Source organism: Rathayibacter sp. AY1A4, assembly GCF_002930955.1.
Classification (GTDB): domain Bacteria; phylum Actinomycetota; class Actinomycetes; order Actinomycetales; family Microbacteriaceae; genus Rathayibacter.
This window is the reverse complement of sequence record NZ_PSTN01000062.1, coordinates 1-682: the sequence shown is the minus strand read 5'-3', so window position 1 is coordinate 682 and position 682 is coordinate 1. Positions and strand designations below refer to the sequence as shown.

Genomic DNA, 682 nt, shown 5'->3' with positions numbered 1-682 from the left:
GGGGATCGTTCACCGGCACGGTTCCGCCAAGGATCCGTAGTGCTGAACGCGACAGTGGGGAGAGTAGGACCGCAAGGCACAGATCCGATCGACGTGGGCACAGAGGCCCGGTTGTTCAGCGCTGAGCTTCACTATCTCGCCATCAGGTCAGAAGTTCGTCCATCTGCGATCGCCTGCCCCTACTGTGTAGCGATGAGGCACCGTCCCATCAGCGCAGTAGTTGGTCTTGTTCTCGTGGCGTCTCTCGCAGGCTGCGCCCCGATATCTGGGGAGGACCCTCGCATCACTCAGTGGCGTGCAGAGCGCCAAGCGGATGTGGAAACGGACCGTGAAGTTGTTGCGATCCTCTCGCTGAACGCTACCGCCGACGATGATGGTGGCCACGTCGAAGCGACTCTCGCGCGACCCGCCCTGCCGACAGCGATCACCTTTGAATGTCTCGGGGACGGAGTGATCGATCTCGAGATCGGATCGCTGTCCACGGCAGGAGGCCCGACGACGAGGACGACGACGACCCTCGAGGCGATCGACTGTGCCGATGGCCCGCACGAGATCGACCCGGCGTCGCTCGGCGAGAAGCCGATTTCGACTGTCGAGGCCACCGCGTCAAACGCGGACGGCGACACGGCCTGGTTCCTGACGATCCACGGGGACATCAACGCTTCCTGAGGTCGGCGTGACT

Annotated in this window: 1 protein-coding gene; it reads left to right on the top strand. The window is 63.2% G+C overall.

The window, feature by feature from the left end; genetic code table 11:
- The first annotated feature begins 450 nt into the window (after positions 1-450).
- On the top strand, positions 451-669 hold the full coding sequence (locus tag C5B92_RS17100) for a hypothetical protein (RefSeq protein WP_104263138.1): 219 nt from the start codon (positions 451-453) through the stop codon (positions 667-669).
- Positions 670-682: the final 13 nt, after the last annotated feature.